The organism is Streptomyces boetiae (assembly GCF_031845405.1).
Lineage (GTDB): Bacteria > Actinomycetota > Actinomycetes > Streptomycetales > Streptomycetaceae > Streptomyces > Streptomyces boetiae.
This window is the reverse complement of sequence record NZ_JAVREN010000016.1, coordinates 95,453-113,188: the sequence shown is the minus strand read 5'-3', so window position 1 is coordinate 113,188 and position 17,736 is coordinate 95,453. Positions and strand designations below refer to the sequence as shown.

Annotated in this window: 8 protein-coding genes and 1 pseudogene; 2 read left to right on the top strand and 7 right to left on the bottom strand. The window is 76.7% G+C overall.

The genetic code is table 11. The features are described from left to right. Nucleotides 1-348, top strand: a pseudogene (locus RM780_RS13490) (hypothetical protein); the annotation flags it as partial. A 59-nt stretch (nucleotides 349-407) separates the two neighbouring features. Then, entirely contained in the window at nucleotides 408-935 is a 528-nt protein-coding gene (locus tag RM780_RS13485; protein ID WP_311630920.1) for an RNA polymerase sigma factor, read from the top strand. On the opposite strand, the gene RM780_RS13480 is transcribed toward RM780_RS13485, so the two are convergent. The 7 genes from RM780_RS13480 to RM780_RS13450 all read right to left on the bottom strand — a co-directional run bounded on the left by RM780_RS13480 (nucleotide 892) and on the right by RM780_RS13450 (nucleotide 17,534). Then, a complete protein-coding gene (locus RM780_RS13480; RefSeq protein WP_311630919.1) occupies nucleotides 892-2,151 on the bottom strand; it encodes a lipase family protein in 1,260 nt (419 codons plus the stop codon). The two genes, RM780_RS13485 and RM780_RS13480, sit on opposite strands and share 44 nt — an antisense overlap. A 153-nt stretch (nucleotides 2,152-2,304) precedes the next feature. Then, nucleotides 2,305-3,366 carry a methyltransferase domain-containing protein gene (locus RM780_RS13475; RefSeq protein ID WP_311630918.1) on the bottom strand — a complete coding sequence of 354 codons (1,062 nt, stop codon included), beginning with the start codon at nucleotides 3,364-3,366 and terminating at the stop codon, nucleotides 2,305-2,307. A 157-nt stretch (nucleotides 3,367-3,523) separates the two neighbouring features. After that, entirely contained in the window at nucleotides 3,524-4,726 is a 1,203-nt protein-coding gene (locus tag RM780_RS13470) for a glycosyltransferase (RefSeq protein ID WP_311630917.1), read from the bottom strand. Further along, entirely contained in the window at nucleotides 4,723-5,595 is an 873-nt protein-coding gene (locus tag RM780_RS13465; protein WP_311630916.1) for an alpha/beta fold hydrolase, read from the bottom strand. Before RM780_RS13465 ends, RM780_RS13470 begins: the two co-directional genes overlap by 4 nt. Nucleotide 5,596: 1 nt before the next feature. After that, nucleotides 5,597-5,932: an acyl carrier protein gene (locus tag RM780_RS13460; RefSeq protein WP_311630915.1), complete on the bottom strand. Its 336-nt coding sequence runs from the start codon at nucleotides 5,930-5,932 to the stop codon at nucleotides 5,597-5,599. Then, a complete protein-coding gene (locus RM780_RS13455) occupies nucleotides 5,929-10,653 on the bottom strand; it encodes a polyketide synthase (protein ID WP_311630914.1) in 4,725 nt (1,574 codons plus the stop codon). The genes RM780_RS13460 and RM780_RS13455 overlap by 4 nt, the downstream gene beginning before the upstream one ends. After that, nucleotides 10,650-17,534 carry an SDR family NAD(P)-dependent oxidoreductase gene (locus tag RM780_RS13450; protein WP_311630913.1) on the bottom strand — a complete coding sequence of 2,295 codons (6,885 nt, stop codon included), beginning with the start codon at nucleotides 17,532-17,534 and terminating at the stop codon, nucleotides 10,650-10,652. The genes RM780_RS13455 and RM780_RS13450 overlap by 4 nt, the downstream gene beginning before the upstream one ends. Nucleotides 17,535-17,736 lie beyond the last annotated feature (202 nt).

Below are 17,736 nucleotides of genomic sequence, written 5' to 3'. Positions count from 1 at the left end.
GACGACATCCGCCCGCTGTGGGAGGCCGCCAAGGGCCTCACGCCCCGCCCGCCCACCCGCAAGACCCTGCACGCCGCGCTGCGCGGCCTGCACCTGGCGGCCCGCCGCCCGGAGCCCGGGGCCCTCAGCCGCTCCAGCCGCGGCCGGCTCTCCGAGGAGGAGGTGTCCGCCCTCCTGCACGGCGGAGACCGGCTGCCCGACTGGCCGGCCGTGGACCTCCTGGTGCACGCGCTCGGCGGCCGGTCCGAGGCGTTCCACCCCCTGTGGGAGGCCGCCCGCGCACCCGGCGCCGCCCCGCAGCCGGTCGCCCCGCACCCCGTTGGCCCGCCCGCCGACGCCTTCGGCTGACGCCGGCTCCACCGGCGTCCGGGCCGCCCTCCCGACCCCAGACGAGAGGCACTCCCCGCATGGCGAACCCCCAGGACGCCGGAGAGGCCGGCCCGCCGCTGCCTCCCGACCGCGAGGCGTTCCGCGCCCTGCACCTGGCGCACTACCTCGGCTACGCCCGCCTCCACCTGCCGGGCGCCGCCGCCGAGGAGGCCGTCGCGGCCGTCTTCGAGCACCTCTTCGCCCGCTGGCACAGCGTGCTGTCCACGCCCAACCCCGCCGCCCACGCCTGGGCATTGCTCACCGCCCGTACCCGCGCGCGGCCCCTGCCGCTGCCCACCCTCAGCCCCGCCCAGTACGACGTCTTCGTCCTGCACCACCTGCTGGGCTGCCCGGTGCCCGAGGTGGCCACGGCCCTGGGGGAACGCCCGGGCACGGTCCGGTCGTTGCTGTCCGCCGCCGTGGCCCGCGCGCGGGAGCGCGCCCACGACCCCGCACACGGGACGGCTCCCGCACCCGCCGGGTGGGCGGATGCGGGAGCCGTGGGGGAGAGGGAGAGGAAGGTCAGCAGTTCGAGGACGCCGCCTCACCCGCGAAGCGGGCGTTGAGGAAGTCGATCGCCTCGTCGTTCCCGTAGAGGACGCCGTCGATGTGCTCGCCGCGCGCCTCGATGGGCTCCCAGGTCAGCTCCGTGCCCGCCGAGCACAGGTTGGTGCGCAGCGTCTGGGCCTGCCGGTAGCCGACCAGGTTGTCGTTCACGATGTGGTACTGAAGCACCGGCACCGAGATGGCCTCGCCGCCGAGCCGGTTCTCCGCCAGCCGCTCCTGCCAGGTCGCATCCAGGAAGGGCGGCGAGGTGGTGAAGTCGCTGACGCTCGTGCCGACGTAGTCCGTCAGCAGGTCGGCGACGCAGGAGCTCTCGTTCATCTCCGCGAACGCCGTGCGGCCCTGGTCCGTCAGGAACGAGTCCAGGTCCAGCTCCGGGTAGGCGTTGTCCAGGCCCAGCAGCGCGTACAGCAGCACGCCCATGCCGCGCTGGCCCTCCAGCGGCAGGGCCACCTGCACCAGGTCGGCCGGCACGCCGCCGCCGACCACGCCCGCCACGTTCAGCTCGGGGGCGTACTCGGGAGCCAGCTGGCCCGCCCACATGGCGGCGGCGCCGCCCTGCGAGTAGCCGCGGAAGGCGACCTGCGCCTCGGGGTTCAGGCCCGCCTCGGGCAGGCGCTGCGCCGCGCGCACGGCGTTGATGAGGGCCGGGCCCATGGAACGGCCGACCATGTAGGTCGAGTCGGGGTCCGGGTGGTAGCCCTCGTAGTCGGTGATCGCCACCGCGTAGCCGGCCTGCAGCATGTCGTTGACGGCGTTCTGCTCGTAGAACCACTCGTTCGCGATGTGGTTCGAGGGAGCGCACCAGAACGCCGGGCCGTGCGTGCCGGGGCCCATGCCGACGATCGGCAGCGAGGCCGGGTCCTCGGCGTCGTTGGGGATGATCACCGTGCCGGTGACCGCCACCGGCTCGCCCACCGCGTCCGTGGACAGGTACATGACCTGCCAGGCGGTGCCGAGGTTGCGGGTGAACGCCGGGCCCGCGCTGGACTCGCGCGCGCGGATGATGTCGCCGGGCTCGCCCGCGGGCAGCGGGCTGGGCGGCGTGTAGAAGGCGATGTCCTCCTCGCTGGCGTTCCCGTCCTGGTCCACGGCCGGGGCCGCGGCGGGGCCTGAGGCTGCTACCGGGCCGGCTGCGGCGAACAGCAGCGTGACGACCGACAGCGGTGCGAGGAGGCGTATTCCCCGTCGTCGCCGCCGGAACAGCGTGTCGAGCACGGATCCAACCTTTCGTCCGGCCTTATCGAGGTGAGGAATCGCGAGCGTGTCAGGAAACACGGCGGAAATCCACAGGCGGCCGGAAGCCCCCGGAATACTTGTCAGCCCGGCGAGTAGGCCGGGCCGATCGGTACGCCGGGGGCGACGAATCGCTCAATTACGCCGTGCGATCAGGCGGTAGGCGTTGCAGAAGCGTGTGCGCCGCGCGATGGGGGCCAGCGCCAGGTCCAGGCCGTGCACGGCGAGCATCAGCGGCAGAGCGGCGATCAGGCCGCCCAGGCGCGTGGCGCGCGCCGCCCGGCCCGGCTTGCGCGGGCGCCAGGCCAAGTCGTCCTGCGGCAGCACCCGGTTGAGCACGAACCACAGCCCGCCGATCAGGTCGACGGGGATGTGGGCGTTGCCGAACTCGGCGGCCACGACGGTGAACCCGGTGCGGTTCAGCTCCTCCTGCATGTTGGCGAGCGGGATGAAGTGGAGGTGCTGCGGCTGGAACCACGGCACCCAGTACTTCCCCATCACCTTGCCCGAGAGCGACTGCGGGTTGGGGATCTCGATCAGCAGGTGCCCGCCGGGCTTCAACGCCGTGCGCGCGGCGGCCAGTTCGGCCTTCGGGTCGGTGGTGTGCTCCAGGTAGTGGAACATGCTGACCAGGTCGTACTGCCCCGCCAGCTCCTTCTCGGCCAGCTCGGTGAGGAAGCCCCGGTAGGCGCGGCTGATGCGCCCGGCCTCGGCGGCCTGCTCCACGCTCTCGCCCATGTCCAGGCCGTGGAATTCGGTGTCCGGGAGCAGCTGCCTTGCCGCCGCCGGGAAATGCCCCAGCGCGGTGCCCACGTCCAGCCAGGCGCGCGGCGCGATGTGCGGGGTCACCGCGTGCACGCTGGCGTGGAAACGCTTCACGCTGCTGCCGCGCGAGAACATTTCGGCCGACGTTTCCGCACCCAGGCCGTCATAGAAATCCCGGTAGTAGAAATCGAGGCCCTCCGCGTTGAGCCGCGGATTCTGGAAGGTGTGGTCGCAGTCCCGGCAGCGGTCCAGGGTGAACTCGCCCGGCTTGGCCTGCACCCAGTCCCGGGTCCTCAGCCGCTGCGTCAGCCGCTCGGAGCCGCACCACGGGCAGCGCGTCTCCCGCGGCAGGAAGAACCGGCCCAGGCCGCGTGCCATCTCGGCCTGGTAGGTGACGCGGGCCCGCGCCACTTCCGCCGTGCTGGGTGCCATCTCTCCTGCTCTCCTCCCGTCCCCGTGCGGGGGCCGGGACTGTTCGGTGTATCAACGGTGTCGTGTGCGGGCCGGTGATATCAGGGTGCTGCGGGTCCTGCGGGGGTCCGGCGAGGGTAGGGCCGGAGGCGGGGGAAGGGGAAGGCGCGCGCGGCGCTCACCTGGGAAGGGGGCTGGAGCGCACCCGGGCCGCCGCGGCGGCCCGCTCCAGGCGCCCGGCCGCGGCCGGGGCGCCGCCCGCCGCCCGGAAGGCGTCCCCGATCCGGCGGGCTGCCGCCGCGTAGGAGGGCTCCCCGAGCACCGCGTCCAGCGCCGCGCCGATGGCCTCCCGGCCGCTGCGGCCGAAGCGGATCCGCACACCCGCCCCGGCCTCGGTCACCTGCCCGGCGATCACCGGCTGGTCGTCCCGGATGGGCGCCACGACCAGCGGGACGCCGTGCCACAGCGACTCCGCGACCGTGTTGTGCCCCGCGTGGCAGACGACGGCGCCCGCCCGGGCCAGCACCTCGAGCTGCGGCACCCGCGGCGCCACCAGCACGTCCTCGTCCGCCGCCGGGCCGCCCAGAACCCCGCCGGGGTCCGCGACAACGGCCCGCAGCCGGTCCGCGCGCTCGCGCACGGCCGTCACGCACTCCGACAGGAACCGCGTCCCGGCCGCCGTGTTCGCCGTGCCCAGGGTGATCAGCACCAGCGCCCGGTCCGGGTCCCGCTCCGGCCAGTCCCGGGGGAAGCCCGGCTCGGCCGGGCGCGGGCCCAGCGCGGGGCCGACGAACACCAGCGGCCCGCGGCCGGGCGGCGGGGGCCCGGCCAGCTCGGGCGTGGAGAACACCAGCGTCAGCAGCGGCGAGAAGCGCGGGTCGTAGGCCGCCTCCGGGGCGCCCAGGCGCTGCCGCAGCTCCGCCAGCACCTCGCGTATCCAGGCGTCCACCTTCGGCAGCCCCACCGCCCCGGCCAGCTCGGCCGAGGTCGTCGAGGAAGTAGCGAACGGCACGCCCAGGCGCTCGGCCACCAGCGACCCGGCGACCGTCTGCTGATCGGCCACCACCACATCCGGGCGGAACTCCCGCACCGCGGCCTCCACCCCGGGCGCCATCACCTCGGCCAGCGGCGCGAACCACTGGTCCCACAGGAACTTCAGCGCGGCCACGCCCCGCAGCCCCTCGGGCCGCCCGCCCAGGTCCGGCCCCCGCCCGCAGGCGAAGACCCGCCGCGGGTCCCGCGGGCCCAGCAGCCGCTCCAGCAGGCCGGGGTCGCCGGCCCACGCCACCTCGTGCCCCCGCGCCGCCAGCTCCCGCGCCACCGCGGCGGCGGGGTTGACGTGGCCGACCAGCGGGGGGACGACGAAGAGGAATCTGCTCACGACGCCAGTCCCTGTCCCTGCCCTTGCCCCTGGGCCGCGTGCTCGCGCACCCAGTCCAGCGCCAGGCGGCTGACCGCGTCGGGCGCCTCCACCAGCACCGAGTGCTTCTGCCCGGCCACCTCGGCGACCCGCACCCGCTGAAGCTGCGAGGCGAGCTGCGCCGTCTCCTCCGCGACCAGGCCCTCGCTGCCGTTGATCAGCAGCACCGGGCAGCGCACCGAGCGGATGTCCTCCTCGGTCAGCGGCGCCCCGGCCGTGAGGTCCTTCATGATGCTGGTGGAGTGGATCAGCCGGGCCGCCGAGCGGCCCATCCGCTCGATCCGCGCCTCGTGCCGCTTATCGCGACGGCTGGGCGGCGCGGCCGTCCCGTACTGGTCCACGAACCACGACAGCGGCTTGGGGTCGCCGTCCTCCTCGCCCAGCACCTGGCTGAGCGCGCCGCGCATCACCCGGCCCCAGGCGTCCGTGGCCGGCACCGACTCTATGACCAGCACCGAGGCCGTTCGCTCCGGGTGGCGGACGGCGAAGTCCAGCGCCACCGTCCCGCCGAAGGAGTTGCCCACCAGGTGGACCGGGTCCTCCACGCCGAGCCGGTCCAGCAGCGCGTCCAGGTCGGCCGTGAAGTCCTGCACGGTGTACCCGGTGCGTGGCCGCTCGCTGCGCCCGTGCCCGCGCAGGTCGAACATGACCGCGTCGCAGCCCGCCGCGGCGAACGCCGGGCCCAGCGTGAAGTAGAAGCTGGCGAGGCTGTCGATGAACGCCCCGTGCAGGAACACCACCACGGGCGCTGGCCCGTCCTGCGGCTCGGTGCCGCGCGGCGGCAGGCGCATGACGTTCAGCGAGACGCCGTTGGCCTCGACGGCGGCCACCTCAGCCCTCCCCGCGGGCGGAGCCGAGGCCGGCGAGCACGTGGTCGACCAGGCGGCCCACGGTCAGGGAGATGATCTCCTCCAGCTCCATGTCGGCGATGAACTCCGCGAAGTTGACGCGGTCGCCGTATCGCTCCTCCAGCCGCTCGGAGAGGGCCACCATGTCGATGCTCTCCAGCATCAGGTCGTCGGCGAAGCTGGTCTCCATGGTGATCTCGACGTCATCGAGGCCCTCGTCGAGGGCGTCCTCGTCGAGGATGGACCGGATCATCCCGGCCACCGTCGCCAGGACCTCCTCCGCGGTCTCCTGGCTCTGGGTCCCCTGTACGGCGCTCACTCGCTGATCTCCTCGTCGTAGTCCGCGACGTCGTTCGCCTCTCCGAACGGGTCGAACGGGTCTTCTGATGGGTCTTCCGGGGCCGTCCAGGCCACGACGTAGCGCCGCGCCCCGTGCGTGACCGGGGCGCAGCGCACCCGGTGCCGGCCCGCGGCCGTCGCCACGGTCAGCTCCTCCTCGGACGCCTCGACCACGGCGAAGTCCCGGGGCCGCCCGCGCAGCCCGGTGCCCTCGGCCTTGGCCGCGGCCTCCTTGGCCGCCCAGAACCGGGTGAACCACGCGGCCCGCTCGCCGCCGGCGGCCACCGACTCCAGCAGCGCGCGCTCCCGCTCGCCCAGCGCGGCGGCCTCCGCGCGCCCGGAGTCCCCGGTGACCTCCTCGACGTCGATGCCCACGCCGGGCGCCCCCGGCGGCGCCGGCCGGACCAGGGCCACGGCCACGTCCCCGCGGTGCGCCAGGGACAGCGCCAGCGGCGGCAGCTCCCGCCCGTGCCGCCCGGTGACGAACGGCCGCCCGGCCGCGTCGTTGCCGATCTCCAGCTCGGCGGGGAAGATCTCGCCCTCCCCGCGCCGCCACAGCCAGTGCCGCACCGCGTCCTTGGCGGCGATCCGGCCCAGCAGCCACTCGCGGCGGCCCCGGGGCGGGCGTTCGGCGTAGGCGGCGCGCTCGGCGGTGCCGAGCTGGGTGCGCATTACCAGGTCCCGGGAGGCCAGGTCGGTCCACTCGTCCCGCACCAGGCACCAGCCGCCCGCCCGCGGCCGGCCCAGGGCCAGCCGCTCGGGGTAGCCGCGCGGCTTGCGCGCGTCCAGGCCGTTGAACCGCCGGTCCTGCCAGCCGCTCAGGTCGGCCCAGACCCGGCCGTTCACCGTCAGCTGGGCGTCGGCGGTGACGACCGTGTCGCTGAGCGAGGTGATCCGCACGGTGCAGGCCACCTCCGTGCCCGGCGCCGGCTCGGGGCCGTAGGCGCGCAGCTCCGCGAGCTGCACGGGGAAGACGATGGTGCGCACCTCCTGAGTGGACATCACCCAGTAGCCCAGGAGCTGGCCGACGTTGTCCAGCAGCGAGCCGGGCGCGGGCGGCACGGTGATCGTGCCGCGGATGTGCCGCTCGCCGACCGCCGTCAGGTCGGTGATGCCGCGGAAGGCCGGGCCGTGGAACATCCACCGGTCCGTGTAGAGCTGTTCCGCGGTGTGCGCGGGCGTGCGCTCCGAGGCGGGCTCGGGGGCCGGCCAGGGCGCGGGCGGCTCCGGGTGGCGCGCGGCCAGCTCGGCGCGCGCCCGGGCGTAGCCGCCGAAGGCCACAGCCAGCCGCCCGTCCTCGGCCGGGGCGCCGGTGATCTCCACCGCCACCTCGGGGATGGCGTCCGCCCACTGCTCCAGGCGCACGTCGTGCAGCGCGGCGACGCGCTGCCCCGGTGAGAACCGCTCGGCGGCGTCGATGAGATGGCGCATGATCGTCGTTGCCGGGATGACGGGGCGCCGGTCCCCGTCGTCGGGCCAGCCGGGGCGCTGCGGGAAGAAGCAGTGGTCCAGCAGGTAGGGCATGGTCCGCGTGGAGACGACCATCCGGTCGGCGTGCGTGGCGCCTGCGGCGCGGCCGTTGGCGGCGGGCCCCGCGCCGTTCCCCGTCGGCTGCGCCGGGTGCGCGGCGGGGCCCGGAGGCGTCTGCGCCGGAGGTGCGGGAACGCCCGGCCGCGCCGCCGCGGGGGCCGTACCGGGGGCGGCGGGTGGGCCGCCGTGCGGGGCCGGCGTCCCGGGGGCGGACGGCGGGGCCGGTGCCTGGCCCGGCGCAGCCGGTAGCGCCGCCGCGATCACGGAGGCGGCGGCCGAGGCGGTCTCCGCCAGCAGCGCGTTGAGCTCCGCGGCCACGGGATAACGCCCGGCCAGGCCGTGCAGCGCCCCGAACTCCGCCGTCGGGGCGACGGCCGGACCCGTGGCCGGGCTCACGGCCGCGCGCAGCGCCGCGCCCAGTTCGCCGCGCGTCCCCTCGTCCAGGGACACCAGCGCGCCGCCCAGCGGCAGCCGCGCCGGGGGACGCGCCGCGCCCTGCCCGGCCCGCGCCCCCTGCGCCGCCCGCCGGGGCGCGCCGCCCAGCGCGTCGAACGCGGCGGGAGCCCCTTCCGTCCACAGCGCCAGCGCGACCCGCCGAAGCTGCGCGAGGCCGCCGCGGTGCGGGGAGTTGGCGGAGACCGTCAGGTGGTCGCGGCCCTGGAGGGTGTCGTCCACCAGCGAGCCGAGCTGCCCGGTGCCGACCTGGACGAACGCCCGGAACCCGGCCGCGTACATGTTCTCGATCAGCGGCCTGAACCGCACCGGCTCCAGCAGGTGCCGCAGGAACAGCTCCCGCACCGCGGCCGGCTCGGACGGGAAAGGCGCCGCGATCGTCGCGGACCAGACCGGCACCAGCGCCGGGTGCACCTCGAAGCGCTCCGCGCCCTCGGCCAGCGGTGCCACATAGGGCTTGAGCATCGGCGTGTGGAAGCCGGAGCGGAACGGCAGCACCCGCCCCAGCACCCGCTGCGAGCGGAACCACCGCACCAGCTCGGTGACGGCCTCCTCCGGGCCGCAGACCATCGACTGGCGCGGGGAGTTGTCGTGGCTGAGGACGACCCCGTCGTCCGGGCGCTCCGCCAGCACCTGCGCGACCCGCTCCGCGGAGGTGCCCAGCGCCCCGAAGGCCAGCCCGGGTATCCGCAGCGAGTCCGGGTCGTAGGTGGCCAGCAGCTCGTCGGACTGCTCCTCCGAATGCAGCCCCCCGGCCGTCATCGCCGACCACTCCCCGACGCTGTGCCCGGCGACCGCGTCCGGCGCCACGCCCATCCGGCGCAGCGCCCGGTCCAGCAGCCGCCCTATGGACAGCACGCCCAGGCCCTGCCGGGCGGCGTCGCCCGCGCCCGCCTCGGCCCGCGCGGGCATCGGCAGCCCGAAGCGCTCGGCCACCTCGTCCAGGCCGCGCGGCTCGAACTCGGCCTCCAGGCCCGGGAAGAGGAACGCCAGCCGCCCCGGGTCCGCCCCGCCCACCAACTGCCGGTCGCTGAACCACACGTCGTCCCGCCCGCGCCAGGCGCGGCCCCGGGCCACCACCCGGCGGGCCAGCGCCAGCCGCTTGCCGGTCGGGTCCACGATGCCCAGGCGCGCCGGGCCCTCGGCCTCGCCCGGGGCGTTCGCGGGCAGCGCGCGGACGGCCGCGTCCTCGGCCTCCAGCAGCGCGGACAGCGCGGCCGGGGTCGCGGCGGACAGCCGCAGGACCCGCTCGGGCTCGCGCACCGAGGCCGGGGAGGGGGAGCGCGAGGCGCGGCCCGCGGCGGGGCGCGTCCCCGGCGCCTGCTCCAGCACCACGTGCGCGTTGATCCCGCCGAAGCCGAAGGCGTTGACCGCGGCGCGCCGCACCTCCGCCTCCCACGGCTCGGCGCCGGACAGCGGCCGGAAGCGGGTGGCGGCCAGCGCCGGGTGCGGCTCGTCCACGTGCAGGGTGGGCAGCAGCGTCGCCCGGTGCACCGCCAGCGCGGCCTTGATCAACCCCGCGGCGCCGGCCGCAGGCATCGTGTGCCCGATCATCGACTTCACCGAGCCGATGGCCGGAGCCGGGCCGCCGCCCGCCGCCTGCGGGCCGAACACCTCGGCCAGCGTGGCGAGTTCGGCCGCGTCCCCGGCCGGGGTCCCGGTGCCGTGCGCCTCCAGCAGCCCCAGCGCGCCCGGGTCGCGCGGGTCCAGGCCCGCGGCCCGCCACGCCTGCCGCACCGCCCGCGTCTGGCCGCCGGGGTCGGGGTTGACCAGCCCGCCGGCCCGCCCGTCCCCGGCCACGCCGGTGCCGCGTATGACGGCGTAGATCCGGTCTCCGTCGCGCTGGGCGTCGGCCAGCCGCTTGAGCACCACGACGCCGGTGCCCTCGCCGATGAGGATGCCGTCCGCCCCGGCGTGGAACGGCCGGCTGCGCTGGCTGGGGGAGAGCGCCTTCAACTGCGCGAAGACGCTCCACAGCGTGATGTCGTGGCAGTGGTGCACCCCGCCGGCCAGCATCAGGTCGCAGGCGCCGGAGGCGAGTTGGGCCACCGCCTGGTCGACCGCGATCAGCGAGGAGGCGCAGGCCGCGTCCACCGTGTAGGCGGGGCCGCGCAGATCGAGCCGGTTGGCCACCCGGGAGGCCGCCAGGTTCGGCACCAGGCCGATGGCGTGCTCCGGCGCGTCCGGGCCCAGGCGCTCAGTGAACGCCTCCCGCACGCGGGCGAGTTGGTCCGCGCCCAGCTCGGGCAGCAGCTCGCCCAGGGTGCGGGTGAGCTGGTGCGCAGTGCGCAGCCGCTGGTCGAGCCGGGCCAGGCCGGGGGAGAGGTATCCGCCGCGGCCCAGCACCACGCCGATCCGGTCGCGGTCCGGCAGCCGCTCCTCGCCGCCCGCGTCCGCGAGGGCGTCGGCCGCCACCGCGAGCGCGATGAGCTGGTCCGGCTCGGTGCCCGGCACCGAGTTCGGCATGATCCCGAACCGGGTGACCTCCACCTCGGCGAACTCGTCCACGAAGCCGCCGCGCCGGCAGTACACCGGCTCCGGGTAGTACGAGGGGTCCCAACGCCCCTGCGGCACCTCGGAGATGGCGTCCACGCCCTCGACCAGGTTGCGCCAGTAGGCGTCCAGGTCCCCGGCCCCCGGCAGCATCGCCGCCATCCCGACGATGGCGACGCCTCCGGCGGCGCCGTTGTCCCCTGCGGCGGCCGGGCCGCCACTCACTGGCCCCACCCGTCCGCCGACGTGTACACCACGGCCGGGGTGGCCGGGTCGCCCCAGGCCAGCTCGCGCAGCAGCGCCCGCGCGCCCTCGTCCGGGTCGATCAGGCCGACGCCGCGCCGCGCGTAGTCGCGGCCCAGCTCCGGCGAGACCATGCCCGGGTGGGCGGCCGAGGGGGCCCACGGCCCCCAGTGCACGGTCAGGGCCCGCTGCCCGGTGCGCGCGGCCCACTGGGCGGCGACCGACTCGAGCGCGTCGTTGGCCGCCGCGTAGTCGCTCTGCCCGCGGTTGCCCAGCACCGCCGAGATGCTGCCGAACAGCACCGCGAACCGCGGCGCCTGCGCCCCGTCCGCCACCGCGTCCAGCAGGGTCCTGGCGCCGTCCACCTTCGTGGAGTACACCCGCTCGAAGGACTCCGGCGTCTTCTGCGCGATCAGCCGGTCCTCGATGACCCCGGCCGCGCACACGACGCCGTCCAGGCGGCCGTTGCGGGTGCGGATCTCCTTGACCGCCTGCCGCACGGCCTCCTCGTCGCGCAGGTCCACCGCGTGGTACCGCGCGGCGCTGCCCAGGGACTTCAGCTCCGCCAGGGTCGCCTCGATCTCCCGCTGCGCCAGGATCAGCCCGGCGCCGCGCTCGATCTCGGCCGGGGTCGCGCCGCCGCGCGCGGCCAGCGCCGCCCGCAGGGCCATGCGGTCCGCCGCGGCGGCCGTGTCCGCCGCCTCGGGGCCGGCGGCCTGCGGGGTGCGGCCCAGCAGTTCGACCCGGCAGCCGGTGGCGGCGGCCAGGGCGGTGGCGATGTGCGCGGTGATGCCGCGGGCGCCGCCCGCCAGAAGCACCACGGCGTTCCGGTCCAGGCCCAGCGCCGCCGCGTCGGGCACGGACAGCCCGGCGGGCGCGGCCAGGTCGGCGGGGGCCGGGGCGGAGCCCTGCCTCCCGGTCGCGGTGCGCTGCACCACGGGCGAACGGTCGGGCGCGGCCAGCTCCTCCAGCAGCGCGCCGGCGAGCTGTCCGGGCGGGGCGGCGGCGTCCAGCGCCACCACCCGGGCGACCACGTCCGGGTACTCGCGGGCCACCGTGCGGAAGAGGCCGTCCAGGCCCGTGCCCGACTCGCCCGCGACGGGCCGCGCGCACAGCAGCCAGCCCGGCCCGTGCCGCAGCGCCGCCTGCACGACGGGGAACGCCCCCGGCAGCGCCGGACCGGCCCCCGGCCCGCCCTCCAGCGGGCCGAGCAGCAGCACGCCGTCCACCGGGCCGTCCTGGCCGCTGAGCAGGTGGCCGGCCGCGCGGGGCAGGGTCTCGGCGCCCCGCGCGGCCAGCGCGGAGGTCAGGGCGTCGGCCACCGGGCCCTGGCCCAGCAGCGCGAAGCGGCGCCCGGCCAGGTCCAGGTGGGGGGTGTCCATCGGCAGCGGCACGGGCCGCGCCACCAGCCGCTGCGGGGCGGTGCCCGCCGGGACCGGCTGAGCGGCCGGCTGCGCGGGAGCGGCCGGACGGGGCGCGGGCACCTCGGAAGCCGGTGCGGGTTCCCCGCCGGAGGCCGGGATCGCTTCCCCGGCCCCTGCCGGGGCACTCGGGGCGGCGGGGCCGCGGGCGGAGAGCCAGTCGGCGATGGCGGCGGCGGTCCGCGCCGTGGACAGCTCCTCCACCTCGTCGTCCGTCAGCGTCAGGTCGGCCGAGCCGCCCAGGCGCGCGGCCAGCTCGCCGGCGATCTCGGTCCGCTTGATGGAGTCGATGGACAGGTCGGCCTCCAGGTCGAGGCCCGGTTCGAGCATGTCCACGGGGTAGCCCGTGCGTTCGCTGATCACGTCCAGGACGGTGTCCAGCACGCTGCCGGCCGGCTTGGCCGCCTCGGGGGCCGCGGGCACCGGCTCCGCGGCGGGCGCCTGCGGCACCTCCGCCACCACCGGTGCGGGGACCTGCTGCGCCGGGACCAGGGGAGCCGCGGCGGGAACGCCCGCGGGCGCGGCCAGCGGCCCGGGCGGCGGCGAGCCGCCGAAGTAGGACAGCAGCACGTCCCGCTGCGCGGCCACCAGCTCCCGGCTCGTGGCCAGGAACTGTGCGACCAGCGCGTCCCGTTCGGGCTGCCCGGGGGCCGGGGCCGCCGCGGCGGCCTGCTGCGGGGCCGCGGGCGCGGGCGGCGCGATTCGCCGCGCCGGGTGGAGCCCGCCGGCCAGCGGCGCGCCGTCGGCCGTGCGCACCAGGTGCCCGTCGACGGTCCAGCCCGGCCTGCGGGCCGGCGCCGGCTCCCCGCCCCGGCCCTGGAACAGCCAGCCGGTGCGCACGTCCACGCCCGCCACCGCCAGCTCGGCCAGGGCCTCCAGCAGCCCGCGCAGGCCCGCGTCGGGCCGCGCCTCCAGGGCCACCGTCCGGTGCGGGCGCCCCTTGAGGATCTTGCGCACCAGGCCCGTCAGGACGGAGCCGGGCCCCGCCTCGACGAACACCCGCGCCCCGGCGGCGTACATGGCCTCGATCTGCTCCACGAACCGCACGGGCGCGCCCAGTTGGGCGGTCAGCTCCGCGCCGATCCCCTCGGGCGTGCCCGGGTACACCTCGGCGGTGCGGTTGGCCCACACCGGGAACTCCGGCGCCCGCGGGGCAGGCGCGGCGGCCAGCTCGGCCGCGAACAGCGACCCGGCCCCGGCCACCAGCGGGCTGTGGAAGGCGCAGGCCACCGGCAGCCGCTTGGAGCGCACCCCGGCCTCCCGCAGCCGTTCCACCGCCTCCTCGATGTCCGCCGAGGAGCCCGAGATGACGCTCTGCTGCGGCGCGTTGTGGTTGGCCACCACGACCCGCCCGGCCAGCCCGGCCTCGGCGAGCAGCCGCTCGGCCTCCCCCGCCGAGGCCGGCACCGCCGCCATCGCGCCCGGGTCCTCGCCCAGCGAGCCCAGGATCGACTCGGCGCGGCGGGCGCTGAGCGCCAGCGCCGTCTCCGGCGTGAAGACGCCCGCCGCGCACAGCGCGACCAGCTCGCCGTAGGAGTGGCCCGCCGCCATGTCGGGGCGCACCCCGGCCCGGCTCAGCAGGTCGAACGCCGCCAGTCCCGCCATGCCGAGCACCGGCTGTGCGACCCGGGTGTCGGTCACCGCCGCCCGCTGCCGCTCGGCGGTCTCCGGGTCGAAGGCCGCCGGGGGAAAGAGAACGTCGGCGTACTCGGGCAGCAGGTGGCGCTGCGTCTCGGGGAAGGCCAGGAAGAGTTCGGCGAACATGCCGGGGCGCTGGCTGCCCTGCCCGGGGAAGAGGAACGCCACGCGCGGCGCCTCTGCCTCCTCCTCGGCCAGCCGCACCCCCGCGCCCGGGTCGTGCCCGCCGGCCAGCGCCTTGCGCAGTTGCCCGGCCAGCTCCCCGGTGCCGGCGGCCACCAGCGCGATCCGCACCGGCCCGCGCGCGGCGTCCGAGCGGCGGGCGGTCTCCCGCGCCCACTCGGTCAGGCCCTTGGCGCCCGGCCCCGGCTGCTCCGACTCCAGCGCGGCCAGCAGGCGTTCGGCCTCCCGGGCCGCGGTCGCCCGGTCGGCGCCGCGGAAGGTGAAGAGCTCCGCGGGCCACGCGTCCCGGCCGTGCGCGGGCGGGGGCGTGTCGTAACCGCCCAGCACCACGTGGAAGTTGGTGCCGCCGAAGCCGAAGGCGCTCACCCCGGCCACCCGCTGCGAAACGGGCTGCGTCCAGGGGCGCGGCGCGGTGTGGAAGACGAACGGGCTCTCCCCCGGCACCCAGGCCGGGTTCGGTCGCGAGAGGTTCCCCGTGGGCGGCAGGGCGCCCGTGCGCAGCGCCAGCGTCGCCTTGATGACGCCCGCCAGGCCCGCCGCGCACTTGGTGTGCCCGATCTGCGACTTCACCGAGCCCAGCGCGCAGCCGCCGGCCGCCGCGCCCGCCTCGGTGAACACCTCGGTCAGCACCGCCAGTTCGGTGCGGTCGCCGACCACCGTGCCGGTGCCGTGCGCCTCCAGCAGGCCCACCCGGGCGGGGGAGACCCCCGCGTTGCGGTAGGCCCGCTCCAGCGCCGCGCGCTGCCCCTCGGGGCGCGGCGCGGTCAGCCCGCGGGCCCGGCCGTCGCTGGAGGAGCCCACGCCCTTGATCACCGCGTACACCCGGTCGCCGTCGCGCTCGGCGTCGGCCAGCCGCTTCAGCGTCAGGCAGGCCACGCCCTCGCCCAGCGCGATCCCGTCGGCCTCCGCGTCGAAGGTGCGGGAACGGCCGGTGGGGGAGAGGGCGCCCACGGAGGCGAACAGCAGGAAGTCGTTGATGCTGTTGTGCAGGTCGGCGCCGCCGCACAGCACCAGGTCGCTGGTGCCGGTGGTCAGCTCCTTGCAGGCGGCGTCCAGCGCGGCCAGCGACGAGGCGCAGGCCGCGTCCACCGTGTAGTTGGCGCCGCCCAGGTCCAGCCGGTTCGCGACGCGCCCGGCGATGACGTTCGCCAGCACGCCCGGGAAGGAGTCCTCGGTCAGCCGGGGCAGCTGCCCCGCCAGCTCCTGCGGCACCTGCTCCAGGTAGGAGGGCAGCACCGTGCGCAGCGCCATGGCCTGCGAGAGGTCGCTGCCCGACTCCGCGCCGAAGATCACCGAGGCGCGGGAGCGGTCGAAGGCACGCTCCCCGTACCCCGCGTCCACCAGGGCCCGCCGCGCCGCCTCCAGGGCCAGCAGCTGCACCGGCTCGATGCTGCCCAGCGCGGCCGGCGGGATGCCGTAGGCCAGCGGGTCGAACGGGATGCGCGGCAGGAACCCGCCCCACTTCGAGGGCGTGACGTCCCGGTCCTCGCCGGGCCGGGGCCCGCCCTTGGCCGCGAAGTACACCTCCGTGTCCCAGCGTTCGGCCGGGACCTCGGTGACCGCGTCGTGCCCGCCCAGGACGTTCGCCCAGAACGCCCCCATGTCCGGCGCGTCCGGGAACATGCAGGCCATGCCGACGATCGCGATGTCCAGCGGCTCCGGCTCCGGCTCGGGCGCCGCGGCGGCGGGGGACAGGCCCAGGCGCTCGCGCAGCCGCGCGGCCTGCCCGTCCAGGAACTCCGCGCCGCCCGGCGCCACCGTCCGGTGCAGCTCCTCCACGGTCGTGGTGGCCGAGCGCAGCACCGCGACCTCGCCGGCCATGAACATCCCGGCCGAGAGCTGCCGTTCCTCGCCGGTCTCCACCAGCTCCTCGCCGACGCGCTCCAGGCCCTTGCTGGCGATCCGCAGCCGGCCCAGGTTCAGCTGCTCCAGCCGCGCCCACGCCTCCCGGTCGGCCACGCCCGCGTCGCGCAGCTCCTCCCGGGCCGCCTCGAACTCCTCGGTGAACGGGCTGCTCACGCACCGGGTCGCGTGCCCCGGCGCGGTCGTCAGCAGCGCCGTGTCCGCCGCCGCGACCACCTGCTGCTGGAAGACCGGCCCTATCGCCCCGCAGGCCACCGCCTGCTCGGTGAACAGGTAGGCCGTTCCCATCAGCACGCCCACCGCGGCGCCGCGCCGGGTCAGCGGCGCGGCCAGCGCCGCCACCATCGCGGCCGAACGCCCGTCGTGCACGCCGCCGGCGAACAGCACCTCGACCGGCGCCTCCTCGCCGGGCGCGCCGGCCCGCTCCTCCAGGAACGCGGCCAGCACCTCGGCCTGCGCCTCCCACAGCGCGAAGCTGCTCAGCGGCCCCACGTGGCCGCCGCACTCCGAGCCCTCGAAGACGAACCGCCGCGCGCCCGCCTGGAGGAACTGCCGCAGCAGCCCCGCCGTGGGCACGTGCAGGAACGCCCGGATGCCGGCCTCCTCCAGCGCGGCGGCCTGCGAGGGCCGCCCTCCCGCGATGATCGCGTGGCTGGGCCGCTGCTCCAGCACCGCCTCCAGCTGGGCGGCCCGCAGCTCCTCCTCGGCGAAGCCCAGCAGCCCCACGCCCCAGGGCCGCTCGCCCAGCTCGGCGCGGGTCGCGGCCAGCATCGCGCGGGTCTGCGCCCCGGTGGCCAGGGCCAGCGCGAGGAACGGCAGCCCGCCCCCGTCCGCGACCGCGGCGGCGAAGCGGGGCTGGTCGCTCACCCGCGTCATCGGGCCCTGGGCGATGGGCAGCGAGGTCCCCAGCGCGCGGCTCATCGGCGACCCGGGCCGCAGCGCGTCCGAGGGAGCGTCGTCGGCGAACGCCCCCGCCAGGGCCTCGCGCACGGCCGCCACCGCGCGGGCGGCGTTGCCGTACCGCTCGGCGAACCGCGCCGCCAGGTAGCCGTCCTGCCCCACGGGCAGCGGCGCCGCGTCCCCGGCCGGGCCCAGGCGCCGCAGCACCCGCTGCCCGGCCTCGGTCACGACCGTCTCGGTGCCGTCCATCCTGCGCAGCTGCGCGGCGGCGTCCTCGTCCAGCGAGGACTCCTCCAGCAGCGCGAGCTGCACGTCCAGCACCACCCCGGCCGCGCCGCCGGCCACCGCCGCGGCGGCCGTGTGCGGCCCGATCCCCCCGCAGGCCCACACCGGAACGCCAGGACCGTCCCCGTCCAGCAGTCGCTGGAGCAGCACGAAGGTGCTCAACGACCCGACCCGCCCCCCGCACTCGCTGCCCCGGGCGATCAGCCCGTGCACCCCGGCGGCCACCGCGCGGGTGGCCTCCTCGGGGCTGGTGACCTCCGCCAGCACGCGCCAGCCGGCCGGCAGGTCCTGCGGCAGCCACGGCGCGCCCGCGCTCAGCACGACGGTGAGGTCCCCCGACCCCGCCAGATCCTCGGGCGTCAGCGCGCACCCCGCCGCCACCCGCACCCCGTACGGCCCGCGCGCCCACGCGCGCAGTCTGGCGAGCGCCTCTCTGGCCCGCCGGTCCCCCGCCCCCAGGTCCAGAATTCCGAGCCCACCGGCCCGGCAGACCGCGGCGGTAAGCCGCGCGTCCGCTTCCCCGAACGGGCTGACTCCAATAACGAGATGTGGATTTGGGGTGTCGGGGGACATGGCACTCCAAGCGCAGGCGGGGAGATTTCAAAACGGAAAAACTACTCGCCGGTATCAGTAGGGGTCAAGTGAAGTGGAGGGCCGGTTTTCTTGTCAGCGCACTGAGTGGCGCGGACGACTGCTTTATCACTTGTGGTCAAGCAGTCTGCTGTGTGGGACGTGTGGCTGGTACTGGCGCGTACGGTGCTCGGGAGTGAGCTCA